The following is a 12,458-nucleotide window of genomic DNA, read 5'->3' on the forward strand; positions in this document are numbered from 1 at the left end:
CATCGCACCGTGCGTGCGCGGCGCGCATGCCGCGCCACGGCAATCTCAGCGCTGCACGGCCGGTTCAGGTGATAGCGCGCGCAACAGTTCGTCGGCGGTGTATTCGATCATCGCCGATGCCGCCGCCTCCGCTTCCTTCGCCTCGCGCCGCTCGATCGCATCGACAATGCGCCCATGCGCTTGCACGATATTCGACCAGCCGTCCGAGCGCTCGTTGAGAATCGGATTCACGAGCGACAGCGCGCCGCGAATAATCGCCGCCATCTGCTGATAAAACTGATTGCCGCTCGCCGCGAGAATGCGCGTGTGCAGCAGCGCGTCGGCAGCCTGGCGGCCCGAATCGCTGGCGCTCGTCTGGCTCAATGCCTCGAACGCGTCGCGAATGCCCGCGATCTCCGCGGCACTCGCGCGCGTCGCCGCAAGTCCGCATGCAGCCGGTTCGATCAGCGCGCGAAATTCGATCACGTCGCGTAAAAACGTCTTGTCCGGCTTCGAGCGAAAACGCCAGCTCACGACGTCTTCGTCGATCATGCGCCAGTCGTGCATTGGCCGTATGCGCGTGCCGATCTTCGGCCGCACGTCGAGCATGTGCCGCGCCAGCAGCATGGAAAGCGCCTCGCGCATCACCGTGCGGCTCACGTCGAATTCCTTGGACAGCACATCCTGCGGCGGCAGGACGGCGCCATAGCGATCTTCGACAATGCCGGCAATCAGGCCGTCCATGACCTTGCTGACCAGCGAGCGTTCCTTGTTCCCCAGTTCCATGACACTCCCCCGATTCGGCGAAATCGCCCCTGTTTGCCAGTTACCGCGGGTCCTCGTGCGTCGTCGAGCTCAATCGTTACGTTGCATTCGGATTGCATGCTGCGCCAGCCAGGATATCTCCTGACAAGACGTGAGCGTCACAAACATTGTGTCCGTACTGCATCCTTCGCCGAATCGTGTTATGACCCGGCCCTTTCTTTTCGTGCCCTGTGCGCAGCCTTCACGGGTCGCCGGATTGAATTAAATGCCTGGTTATCCAACCCCGGCGCTGCCCGTCTGCGTGATCGACGTGATGAACGTAATCGACGCGATGGCCGTAATGACGATGCGGCGGCTTGTATCACCGCACCGCGTGCTGCACACCGTGTTCCCCGGTGCGTCCGTACTGATCGTCGAAGCGCACGATATCGTCTTCGCCGAGATAGCAGCCCGACTGCACCTCGATGATCTCAAGCGACGTCTTGCCGGGGTTCTCCAGACGATGCTTCACACCCAATGGAATATAGGTGGATTCGTTCTCGGATAGCAAAAAGCTTTCATCGCCGCGCGTGACGCGCGCAGTTCCGCGCACAACGACCCAGTGCTCCGCGCGATGGTGATGCAACTGCAACGAAAGTCTTCCGCCCGGCTTCACGACGATACGTTTCACCTGAAAGCGCTCGCCGCGGTCGACCGAGTCGTAGCAGCCCCACGGACGCTCCACGCGCCGATGGTGCTGCACCTCTTCGCTGTGCTGGGCTTTCAGTTTCCCGACGATGGCCTTCACGCTCTGCACGCGATCCTTCGCGGCGACGAGCACCGCATCGGCTGTCTCGACCACCACGACGTCGCGCACGCCGACGCACGCAACGAGCCGTCCGTCCGAATGGACGAACGTATCGTTCACGTCCTCGAACAGCACGCGCCCGCGCGCGACATTGCCGCACGCGTCCTTGCCCGAAACCTGCCAGAGCGCATCCCATGCGCCAACATCGGACCAGCCTGCCGCGAGCGGTACGACCACGCCCGCGAGTTGCGCATCGGCGCCGACCGACTCCATCACCGCGTAGTCGATCGAATCGGATGGACATGCGGCGAGTGCCGCCGCATCGAGATGCAGGTTGCCATCGGCATCGAGCGTGGCCTGCTCGAATGCGGCCGCGCACTGCGCGGCAATCGCGGAACGGCAGCGCGTGATGGCCGCGAGCCACACGGAGGCGCGCACCACGAAGATCCCGCTGTTCCAGCAGTAGTCGCCGGACGCGACGTAGCTGGCCGCAAGTTCGGCGTTGGGTTTCTCGACGAAGCTTTCGATCGTTCGCGCACCGCTCGCATCGAGCAGCGGCCCCATGCAGATATAGCCATAACCGGTTTCCACCCGCTGCGGCGGCACGCCGAGCGTCACGATCGCGCCGCGCGCCGCGTGCATCACGGCTTCTTCGAGCGCGCGGCAAAACGCGCTGCGATCGGCGATCAGATGATCGGCCGGCATGACGACGAGCACGGGATCGTGATCGGTCGCCGCGCTGTCGTGAATGTCGCATTCACGGCGCGCCGCGAGTGCGGCCACCGTCAATGCAGGTGCGGTGTTGCGCGGCACCGGTTCGAGCACGATACGCGCGGCCATGCCGCTGCGGCCGAGTCGATCGACCGTCATCAGGCGCAGATCCTCGCTGCTCACCACGAGCGGCACAGCTTTTTGCACCGGTGCGGCTTCGGCGCATACGGGCGTCTGTGCGAACGCGCATTCGAGCCGGCTGATGGTGGCCTCGAGCAGCGACTCGCCGTCGAGCAGATCGATCAGCTGCTTCGGGCATTGTTCGCGCGACAGCGGCCACAGACGCGTGCCCGATCCGCCCGCCAGCACGACCGGTTGCACGACGAGCGTGGCCTCGACATCCTGCACCGCGGCGATCACGCCGCTTAGCGGCACTCTCTGGTTCATGCTCGCTCTCCCGCCGTCAAAAGGCATCTGGCCGGGTGTGCATTCAACGCCGCTCAAAGCGTCGCCGCACCCGGTCTGTGGGCCTTCATTGGAGCAAACGCCGGTACGCGATTCTGTACGCACGCACACACTGACGCGTGCTGTTTCGCGGGCGAATCGTTCGTGTGCATCACGCCGCCGGACTTGACGCAAGTCATGTTTCATCGGCAGAACGTTGCGACGCACCAGGCGGGCCTGCCGCGCCAGTCCTGCATCGCGCCTGTAAATCCCCCGCCCCGCCGGCACCCCATGCACCGGCCAGGCGCGAGACATGTTTCAGCGGGGAGTCAACTTCGTACACCGGCTTGAGCACAAAAAATAACTTCATACAATCAATGACTTAAGATCATAAAGTATGAGTTACCGCGTACATGGAGCGGCGTAAACAGCGTGCAGAACTGAAACAAATTGCCGCAGTCGCAAAGGCGATTTTGCCCAGGCCGCCGCTCAAGGTGCGCCCCATGGAGGGTTGCGACGATCTGGCACACACCCTGCTATGTACCCCTCACCACATTTGCGCAAACACCGCGGACCGAAAGGGTGGGAGCGCACGGGGCTATGGGGCTGGCACGACGAACAGATAGCCGGACGGGAGACGGCGCATAACGACGGTTTCGTCGGCCGGGATTAGATAACAACGAGGCAGCGCGAGCAGCCTCCGACGAGGACCAATCATGTTGACCCTTCAATCCGATCTGCACGGCAATCATCTGCTTGGAGCGCTGCCGTCAAACGAATGGCAAGCCTTGGCTCCGCACCTGGAACTCGTCCACCTGCGCACCGAACAACTGCTGTGCGATTCCGGCCAGCGCATTCACCACGTCTATTTTCCGACCAGCGCGATCATCTCGATGCTCTCGACCATGGAGGACGGCAGCTCGGTCGAAATCGCCGCGGTCGGGCGCGAAGGCATGACGGGAGTACCGGTGCTCACGGGCGGCGAAACCATGCCGAACCGGGTTCAGGTGCAATGCGCGGGCTTCGCGTACCGCATGAGCGCACAAGCCCTCAAGCAGCAGTTCGCCCGCTCGGACTTCATCCGGCGGCTCATGCTGCTCTACATGCACGCACTGCTCACGCAGGTCGCGCAGACGGCCGCCTGCAATCGCCACCACTCGCTCAGCAAGCAGTTGTGCCGTTGGCTCCTCATCGAAGTGGACCGCGTGGCGTCGAACGACCTCACGGTCACGCAGCAACTGATCGCCGACATGCTCGGCGTACGCCGCGAAGGCATCACGGAAGCCGCCGGCAAGCTGCACGACGAAGGGCTGATCCACCACAGCCGCGGCCATATCCGTGTGCTGGATCGCGAGGGGCTCGAAGCGCGCGCCTGCGAATGCTACGGGCTCGTACGGCGCGAGTTCGACCGTTTGCTGCCGCGTCTGCATCAGGCGGAAACCGTCGCGTGAGGCCGCGCGGGGCTCCCCCCGCGCGTCTTTCTCGGTCTGGCCGGCTGCCTGTTTTTAGCGACGTTCCGATGGAATGAGCGGCATGCCAGGCCGGCCGCATGCAGACGCATGCAAACGGATGCAAACGCAGGCCGTCACGAGCGACGCGCGCGCCGCTCGTGCAAGCTTCAGCGCTTCGGATAGTCGATACGTTCGACGCCCGTTTCTGCGCCCAGCAGGCACAGATCGGCGCCGCGCGAGGCGAAGAGGCCCACGGTCACGACGCCGGGCCACGCGTTGACGAGCGCTTCGAACCCGCACGGGTCGCTGATTTGCAGGCCCTTCACGTCGAGGATTTCGTTGCCGTTGTCCGTGATATAGGGCGAGCCGTCCTTCTGCACGCGCAGCACGGGCACGCCGCCCAGTTCGCTCACGCGCCGGCCGATCGCCGTGCGCGCCATCGGCACCACTTCGATGGGCAGCGGGAACCGGCCGAGCACGTCGACGCGCTTGCTCGCATCGGCGATACACACGAACACATCGGCCACGGACGCAACGATTTTCTCGCGCGTGAGCGCCCCGCCGCCGCCCTTGATCATGGCGCCTTGCGCATCGATTTCGTCGGCGCCGTCGACATACACGGGCAGCGTTTCAATTTCGTTCAGATCGAAGACGCGAAAACCGTGCGACTTCAGCCGCGCCGTGGTCGCCACCGAGCTGGAGACCGCGCCGAGATAGCGGTCCTTGCTTGCGGCGAGCGCGTCGATAAAGCAATTCGCGGTCGAGCCCGTGCCGACGCCGATCACGGCGCCCTGCGGCACGTTCGCGTTCACGTAATCGGCGGCGGCCTGGCCGACCAGTTGTTTGAGTTCGTCTTGAGTCATGGAGAACCTGCCCGGAGAAAGGGAAATAGCGGAAAAAGGCGGAAAACGCGTAGTTTACCGAAGTTGCGGGCCGTAGTTGCCACTGCCACTGCCACTGCCGCCGCCGCAGTTACGGTAGTTGCCACCGCAACCGCCGACGCCGCACCGCGCGTTCAACGCGTGGAACCCGCTTCGTCCGGTTGCGCGGGCATGTATTTGTCGAGCAGCGCCTGCGCGATGGCATCGGTTTGCGCGTCGGGCGTGCCCGAATAGTCGCTCGGACGGAAATGCATCTGGAACGCCGAGATCACCCGTCGCGTGCGCTCGTCGAGCACGCCGTCCGTGGCAACGTCATAGCCGTAGCGGGCCAGCTTCAATTGCAGCGCGCGCACGTCGGCTGGCGCGTCGGGCGCGCGGCCCGCGAGGTCGGCCTGTACCGTCGCATCGTCCGGCCAGGCGCCCACGCCCGCATCGTAAAGCTGCTTCCACGGAAAAAGCGGCCCCGGATCGGTCTTGCGCTGAGGTGCGATATCGCTGTGACCGACCACGCGCGTCGGCGGGATGCCATAGCGCGCAACGATATCTTTCGAGAGGCGGATGATCGCATCGACCTGGGCGGGCGGCCACGGCTGCCAAGCCTGGTCTGAAGCACGGCCTGAAGCGCGCCCTGAAGCCGTATCGCGCGGCCCGAGATTGACGTTCTCGATGCCGATCGACGCCGCATTCAGTTCAGTCGCGCCCTGCCATTCGCTCGCGCCCGCATGCCACGCGCGCTGCGATTCCGGCACCAGCTGCCATACCACGGGCTTGCCGTTCTCAATGCGGGGATTGTCCGGCACGAGGTAATGCGCGCTGACCGCTTCGGTGGTCAGCACCTTGAGCGAATCGGCTTCGTCGAGCTCGGTGTAATGCATCACGAGAAAGCGGATACGCGAGTCGACGCTCTGCGCGTGATAGCGCGTATCGGTCACGTACGCGCCGCGATCCATCATCGTGCTGCCCGCGCAAGCCGCAAGCGCGAGCGTCGTTGCAAGCGCGGCGGCACGCAGCGTAAAGCGGTACAGCTTCATGTGAACAGGCCCAGGCTCGCTCGGTTTCGCTCGGTTTCGCTCGCTTATCGCGCGGCCGTCCGCTGGCGCACGGCTTCGAACAGACAGACGCCCGAAGCCACCGACACGTTCAGGCTCTCAACGGTGCCCGCCATCGGAATGTGCATGACTTCATCGCACGTTTCGCGCGTGAGGCGGCGCATGCCCTCGCCCTCCGCGCCCATCACGAGCGCAACCGGGCCATCGAGCTTCGTCTGATACAGGCTCGCGCTCGCGTCACCGGCTGTGCCGACCACCCACACACCCGCATCCTTCAACTCGCGCAACGCGCGTGCGAGATTCGTCACGGTGATGTACGGCACGGTATCCGCTGCGCCGCTCGCGACCTTCGCAGCCGTCGCGTTGAGACCCACGGCGCGATCACGCGGTGCGATCACCGCATGTGCGCCCGCAGCGTCGGCGACGCGCAGACACGCGCCGAGGTTGTGCGGGTCGGTGACGCCGTCGAGTACGAGCAACAGCGGCGAACCCTGGATGCCGTCGAGCAGTTCGGCCAGATTCTGCGCGAGCGGCATGTCATGCACACGCGCCACGACGCCCTGATGGCGCTCCGTATGCGCGAGTCCCCAGAGCCGCGTTTCGTCGGCGGCGATCAGGCGCACGCCCGCATCCTTTGCGGCATGCAGGAAGTCCTGCATGCGGCGGTCGCGCCGCGTCGGATCGTAGTAGACATCCTCGACCGTCGACGCGTCGTGCCGCAAGCGTGCGGTCACTGCATGAAATCCGTAAAGAACCTTGAGACGTGACATGACTGAAACAACCCCTGATGAACGGTCCTCAACACATCGCGGACATCGCGGGCTTCGCGAGCCTTGCGGGCATCAAGGACGAATGTAATTGCTCCGGCCGCAGCGCGGCACGGAAAGCGCGGCGTCGCCCGCTTCGGGCAAGCGCCGCGCGGCCGGCACACTCAGCGCTTCTTGCGCGAGGCGGCCTTCTTCGTTGCGGCCTTGGCGGCCGCGTGCTTCTTCGCCGTCTTGGCCGCGCTGCGTGCGGCACGCGCTTCCTTGACGGCAATGCCCGGCGCCGGTGCGGCCTTCTTGCGGCGCGGCTCATTGGGCGCCAGCGCGCGCACGCGCGGGCCGCCCTCGGCGGCGCTCTTGTCGCCTGGCGCCGGACGATTGACGCCCGGCTTGACCGGCATGTCGCGCACGAGACGGAAATCGATCTTGCGGGCATCGAGATCGACACGGCTGACCTGCACGCGCACGCGGTCCGAAAGACGGTAGCGGATGCCGGTGCGTTCGCCGCGCAATTCGTTCTTGATCTCGTCGTACTGGAAGTAATCCGAGCCCAGTTCCGTTACATGCACGAGGCCCTCGATGAAGAGCGCGTCGAGCTGCACGAAAATGCCGAACGACGTCACGCCGCTCACCATGCCGCCGTACTCTTCGCCGAGCTTGTCGCGCATGAAGTAGCACTTGAGCCAGGCTTCGACGTCGCGCGACGCTTCATCGGCGCGGCGCTCGTTGGCGGAACAGTGCAGGCCGAGTTCTTCCCAGATGGCCGTGTTGTTCCGGCGTCCGCGCGCGCCGCGCTTCTCCTCGTCCTCGGCCTGCAGCGCGCGGGCGCGCGGCGACAGCGCCGTGTTCAATTCGACGCCCGAAGGCGCCTGCGGCTGATACTTCTTGCCTTGCAGGATCGCGTAAATCGCGCGGTGCGTGAGCAGGTCCGGATAGCGGCGGATCGGGCTCGTGAAGTGCGCATAGGCTTCATACGCAAGACCGAAGTGACCGATGTTGTCCGGGCTGTAGACGGCCTGCTGCATCGAGCGCAGCAGCATCGTCTGCAGCATCTGCGCGTCGGGACGGTCGCGGATGTGCGCCATCAGCGCCGCGTAGTCGCTCGCGTGCGGCGTGTCGCCGCCGCCGAGCGTGAGGCCGATGCCGCGCAGGAACGTGCGCAGGTTCTCCAGCTTCTCGGCGCTCGGGCCCGCATGCACGCGATACAGGCCTGCGTGCTTGTTGCGTTTCATGAAATCCGCAGCACAGACGTTGGCCGCGAGCATGCACTCTTCGATCAGCTTGTGTGCGTCGTTGCGCTGGCGCGGCACGATCTGCTCGATCTTGCCTTGCGCGTTGCACACGATATACGTTTCGGTCGTGTCGAAGTCGATTGCGCCGCGCTTCTGGCGCGCCGCGAAGAGCGCCTTGTACACGCCATTGAGGTTTTGCAGCTGCGGCATCAGGGCCGCGCGGCGCATCGCCTCCGGTCCCTTGGTGTTCTTGAGCACCGCAGCGACTTCGGTGTACGTGAGGCGCGCCGCCGAGTGCATCACGCCAGGGTAGAACTGATACGCCTTGATCTCGCCGCGCGCGGTAATCACCAGATCGCACACGAGCACGCAGCGGTCGACGTGCGGGTTCAGCGAGCACAGTCCGTTCGACAGCTTCTCGGGCAGCATGGGAATGACGCGGCGCGGGAAATACACCGACGTGCTGCGTTCGATGGCATCGACATCGAGGCCGCTTTCGGGCAACACGTAATGCGAGACGTCCGCAATCGCGACGATCAGGCGGAAGCCCTCGCCGCGGCCAACCTGAACGGGCTCGCAATACACGGCGTCGTCGAAGTCGCGTGCGTCCTCGCCGTCGATCGTCACGAGCGGCACGTCGCGCAGATCCACGCGATAACGGATATCGGCCGGGCGCACGGCGTCCGGCAGCTTGGCGGCTTCGTCGAGCGCGGCGTCGCTGAATTCGTGCGGCACGCCGTACTTGCGCACGGCGATCTCGATCTCCATGCCGGGATCGTCGATGTCGCCGAGCACCTCGACCACGCGGCCGAGCGGCTGCGAGTGCCGGCTCGGAAAATCGGTGAGTTCGATCACGACGACCTGGCCGACCTTCGCCTTCTTCGTGTTCTGCGTGACGAGGATGTCGTGGCCGATGCGCTTGTCCTCGGGCGCGACGATCAGCGCGCCGTTTTCGTTCAGCAAGCGGCCAATCACGCGGCGATTCGCGCGGTCCGTGACCTCGACGATGTGTCCTTCGGGACGCCCGCGCCGGTCGTAGCCGACGATGCGCGCGAGCACGCGGTCGTTATGCATGACTTTCTGCATCTCGCCCTAGGACAGGAACAGATCGTCCTGGCCGTCGTCGCGCACGACAAAGCCAAAACCGTCCCGGTGGCCCTGGACGCGGCCCGCGACGAAGCTGGAGGGATGCGCAAGCTGATAGTGGCCGCGAGAGTCGAGCCGGATCTGCCCGTCGCGTTCCATCGCGGCGAGCCGCCTGAAGAACCCTTCGCGCTCCTGGCGCTTGATGGCGAGCGCCTCGGCGATATCGTTCGCGGTGCAGGGCGATTCGCTGGTCCGCAGCACGCCGAGGATCTCTTCACGGCTGGGAATCGGGTACGGATATTTGCTCAAGGGCTTGTCGATGGTTGTTCTCGTTGCGTCGATGTCGGATCTGCCGCGCCACCCAGCGAAACTCGGGCGACGCCCCGGTCTTCGAGTGCTACAGCTTGATTTCAGCGGATGACGAGGTCCGGCGGAACGCCCATATCGCGCGCACCTGCCGCCGGGCCTGCTGCGAGGCATTCTATCACCCGCTTCAGACGCGGCAGACGCCGCGCGAGTGTTCCGGCACGTTCTGCGGCGGTGATCGTCGTGAGTGAGCAGCCACGTTGGCAGGCGATGCGGCCCGCTTTGCGAAACTTCGCGAGGCTCGCGAGACACTTGACAGCCCCACTTTCCACGCTATAATTGCCGTCTTTGCTGCACGACACACGGTACAGCAGACGACACCTTGCCCAGGTGGCGGAATTGGTAGACGCACCAGGTTCAGGTCCTGGCGGTGGCAACACTGTGGAGGTTCGAGTCCTCTCTTGGGCACCAAATTTGAAAGGCCAGCGACTAGCTGGCCTTTTTCGTTATTCCGCCCAGGAAGCAAAGTGCCTGCGCACTTTGCGGGAGGACTCGAAAGGCTGCGCTTGCAAGCGCAGCCGGGGTCGCGCTTATGTGACCGAGTCCTCTCCTGGGCGCCAAGAGATGTTCCGGCGCAAGCCGATGTAGTTCGAGAAACCCCGTAAGATCATGGTCTTACGGGGTTTTTTGGTTCCTTCAGATCCCGGACATTCCTCTAACGTCGATCCTTTTTGCGCATACGCGTATACGGGATTCGCGACATCGGAGGTCAAACCGGTACTCGAAGGAATAGCGGTCCATGCCCCAAACCTCGCAACCAAGGCACGCCACTTACTCCGATGGCTGGCGTGTGGTCCTGGTCAAGGACGCAAGCCGTTCGACTGTGAAACTGACGCGGCGACTGAGTGTCTTTCCTGCGGCGAGAACCGTCAGCCCATGCACATCCTCTCCCTGCCCGATATAGCGGTGCTCCGACTGCTCATTCACTACCTGAAACGAAAACGAGTCGTCTTCGGGATAAGCACGGAGTCTGTAGCAGTCGGTATCTCCCACAATCGCGAGGGAAAACTGCCGCGCCGGCCATTCGACCAGCGCCTTTCCGCCCCAGCGCGTGAAGGCATGATCGATTTTCGTCGCTGGCAGATGGTGGGTCACCCCAAACTGCCAGGCGAATGGCGTGGGAACGAGTCGTGGAGCGCTACCGGCCCCTCCTGCAATCCAGATGCCACCCGCGGGTGCACTGATGCGTGCATGCGGGTCCCGCACCAGGACAGCCTCAATATCGATTCCGCACCGTAACGGCGTACAGCCGCTATTCTCGAGCTCGACGGTTATTTCGAGCGTAGGACCGTCAAGCTCGTAGGTCTGGACCGCCCGACAGCATTCCGCAACGCCGGTCCGCAGGCGAAGTGATGCCTCTGCGGCAGAGTCGACTTCCCAGTCATCCACGAGTGCCGCACTGGACACCGGAAGCGGTCTACCTGCACCCGCTGCCCACATCCCGGATGACATTGCCCGAATCTGGACGACCTGCGCCACATCTGGAATCCGGATCACGGGCTCACATGAAAGCTCACGGGAAACCGGAAGATGGCTCTGCCTGGCTGGCCGCCGCAAGACGGGCGTCCACATACCGCGGTCATTCCAGTCCATCTGTACGATCCCGCCACGCGTTCCAGCCTTGACACCGAGCCTCAGATGCGCATTGGACAGCGTCAGCGTCGTTTGGCGAAGCGCGCTCGCTGCTTCGCCACATTCAAGCTCGCCAGGTCGATGCGCCTTCGCGAAGACCCGCTTTCGTGAATCCGCTTCCCGTGTATCGAGCACGTCCTTCTCCTCCATCAGACAGTCTGGATGGCAACCCGGGATGGTTCAGGTCGAAACGATCACGAGCGTTTTGATTACCCTGAATAACCAGGCGTGTCCGGGCGTCGTCGACAGGATCAGACTGCGCGCTTGCTGCGGCGGAACTGGTCGAACAGCACCGCAAGCAGCAGGATGCCGCCGCGAATCAGGTACTGATAGAACGTCGGCACGTTCATGAGGCTCATGGCGTCCTGCACCGCGCCCATGATGAGCACGCCAACCAGCACGCCTGAAATCGTCGCCACGCCGCCCGTGAGCGACACGCCACCCAGCACGCACGCCGAGATCACGCCGAGTTCGAGACCCACCGATGTCTTCGGGTCGCCGAGGCTCATACGCGAGGCCAGCATCACACCCGCAAAGCCCGTAATGAGCCCTTGCAGCACGAACACTGCAATCTTGATGCGCGTGACCGGCAGACCCGCAAGCCGCGCCGCTTCGCTATTGCCGCCCACCGCGAGCACGTTCTTGCCGAACACGGTTTTCTTCAGCAGGAAGCCGAACACCACGAAACCGATGATGTTGCTCCAGATCGGGAACGAGATGCCGAGGAACGAGCCGCCGCCCAGGTCGAAGAAGCGCTCTTCCGAGATCATCACGGCGTCGCCGTTCGAGGTGAGAAACGCGAGGCCGCGCACCGCCTCCATCATCGCGAGCGTGGCGATCAGCGAATTGATCCTGAAGCGCGCGATGAGCACGCCATTCACGAGCCCCACCGCGCCGCCCGCGAGCACGCCCGCGATAATGCCGAGCAGCACGCTATGTGACTGCGTGATAACGGTCGAAGCCACCACGCCCGAGAATGCCACGATGGACGCCACGGATAGATCGACTTCGCCGAGCGCGAGCACGAACATCATCGTGACGGCAATCGAGCCGATCAGCGTGACGGAGAGCAGCAGGCCCTGAATGTTGCGGGTCGTGAGGAAGTCGGGCACCGTTGCAGAAAGCACTGCGAACAGCACCACGAACACCACCACGATGCCCGACTTGTTGATCATGTCCCACGCGCGCGCGCGCTGGGGCGTAATGGGCGCGGTGACCTCATTGACGGTAGGGGTGCCTTGTGGTTGCATGGTTTCACTCATCTCGGGTTCATCGTTACGAATCGGCGGCGCCCTTCGGGCTTGAGCTCAC

At 64.1% G+C, this 12,458-nt stretch carries 8 protein-coding genes, 1 tRNA gene and 1 pseudogene; 2 read left to right on the forward strand and 8 right to left on the reverse strand.

The genetic code is table 11. The annotated features are described in order from the left end of the window. Positions 1 to 45: 45 nt before the first annotated feature. A complete protein-coding gene (locus tag EPN59_RS06295) occupies positions 46 to 765 on the reverse strand; it encodes an FCD domain-containing protein (protein ID WP_293037060.1) in 720 nt (239 codons plus the stop codon). Positions 766 to 1,105: 340 nt separating this feature from the next. After that, the gene (locus EPN59_RS06300; RefSeq protein WP_293037063.1) at positions 1,106 to 2,689 is read right to left on the reverse strand and encodes a mannose-1-phosphate guanylyltransferase/mannose-6-phosphate isomerase; all 1,584 of its coding nucleotides are present in this window, start codon (positions 2,687 to 2,689) and stop codon (positions 1,106 to 1,108) included. A 713-nt stretch (positions 2,690 to 3,402) separates the two neighbouring features. Here EPN59_RS06300 and EPN59_RS06305 point away from each other — a divergent pair. Next, positions 3,403 to 4,137, forward strand: a complete 735-nt coding sequence (locus EPN59_RS06305) for a Crp/Fnr family transcriptional regulator (RefSeq protein ID WP_293037066.1) — start codon at positions 3,403 to 3,405, stop codon at positions 4,135 to 4,137. Positions 4,138 to 4,304: 167 nt separating this feature from the next. Here EPN59_RS06305 and rpiA read toward each other — a convergent pair whose 3' ends face one another. The 4 genes and pseudogenes from rpiA to rnr form a co-directional block, all read right to left on the reverse strand. Then, entirely contained in the window at positions 4,305 to 5,000 is a 696-nt protein-coding gene (gene rpiA / locus EPN59_RS06310; protein WP_293037069.1) for a ribose-5-phosphate isomerase RpiA, read from the reverse strand. A 152-nt stretch (positions 5,001 to 5,152) separates the two neighbouring features. Next, positions 5,153 to 6,049 carry an N-acetylmuramoyl-L-alanine amidase gene (locus tag EPN59_RS06315; RefSeq protein ID WP_293037072.1) on the reverse strand — a complete coding sequence of 299 codons (897 nt, stop codon included), beginning with the start codon at positions 6,047 to 6,049 and terminating at the stop codon, positions 5,153 to 5,155. A gap of 44 nt (positions 6,050 to 6,093) precedes the next feature. Continuing rightward, positions 6,094 to 6,837, reverse strand: a complete 744-nt coding sequence (gene rlmB / locus EPN59_RS06320; protein ID WP_293037075.1) for a 23S rRNA (guanosine(2251)-2'-O)-methyltransferase RlmB — start codon at positions 6,835 to 6,837, stop codon at positions 6,094 to 6,096. A gap of 161 nt (positions 6,838 to 6,998) precedes the next feature. Next, positions 6,999 to 9,458 (reverse strand): annotated as a pseudogene (gene rnr, locus EPN59_RS06325) (ribonuclease R). A 381-nt stretch (positions 9,459 to 9,839) separates the two neighbouring features. Here rnr and EPN59_RS06330 point away from each other — a divergent pair. Further along, positions 9,840 to 9,926: transfer RNA gene (locus EPN59_RS06330), tRNA-Leu, on the forward strand. A gap of 360 nt (positions 9,927 to 10,286) precedes the next feature. On the opposite strand, the gene EPN59_RS06335 is transcribed toward EPN59_RS06330, so the two are convergent. Both EPN59_RS06335 and araH read right to left on the reverse strand, forming a co-directional pair. Continuing rightward, the gene (locus EPN59_RS06335) at positions 10,287 to 11,297 is read right to left on the reverse strand and encodes a hypothetical protein (RefSeq protein WP_293037078.1); all 1,011 of its coding nucleotides are present in this window, start codon (positions 11,295 to 11,297) and stop codon (positions 10,287 to 10,289) included. 101 nt (positions 11,298 to 11,398) lie between these two features. After that, on the reverse strand, positions 11,399 to 12,409 hold the full coding sequence (gene araH / locus EPN59_RS06340; protein WP_293037081.1) for an L-arabinose ABC transporter permease AraH: 1,011 nt from the start codon (positions 12,407 to 12,409) through the stop codon (positions 11,399 to 11,401). Positions 12,410 to 12,458: the final 49 nt, after the last annotated feature.

Source organism: Paraburkholderia sp., assembly GCF_004298475.1.
In the GTDB taxonomy this organism is placed as follows: domain Bacteria; phylum Pseudomonadota; class Gammaproteobacteria; order Burkholderiales; family Burkholderiaceae; genus Paraburkholderia; species Paraburkholderia denitrificans.

Bases quoted from the DNA above. Each gene is read 5' to 3' on its own strand.
- EPN59_RS06295 (WP_293037060.1), bottom strand. From the start codon at position 765: ATGGAACTGGGGAACAAGGAACGCTCGCTGGTCAGCAAGGTCATGGAC.
- EPN59_RS06300 (WP_293037063.1), bottom strand. From the start codon at position 2,689: ATGAACCAGAGAGTGCCGCTAAGCGGCGTGATCGCCGCGGTGCAGGAT.
- EPN59_RS06305 (WP_293037066.1), top strand. From the start codon at position 3,403: ATGTTGACCCTTCAATCCGATCTGCACGGCAATCATCTGCTTGGAGCG.
- rpiA (WP_293037069.1), bottom strand. From the start codon at position 5,000: ATGACTCAAGACGAACTCAAACAACTGGTCGGCCAGGCCGCCGCCGAT.
- EPN59_RS06315 (WP_293037072.1), bottom strand. From the start codon at position 6,049: ATGAAGCTGTACCGCTTTACGCTGCGTGCCGCCGCGCTTGCAACGACG.
- rlmB (WP_293037075.1), bottom strand. From the start codon at position 6,837: ATGTCACGTCTCAAGGTTCTTTACGGATTTCATGCAGTGACCGCACGC.
- EPN59_RS06335 (WP_293037078.1), bottom strand. From the start codon at position 11,297: ATGGAGGAGAAGGACGTGCTCGATACACGGGAAGCGGATTCACGAAAG.
- araH (WP_293037081.1), bottom strand. From the start codon at position 12,409: ATGAGTGAAACCATGCAACCACAAGGCACCCCTACCGTCAATGAGGTC.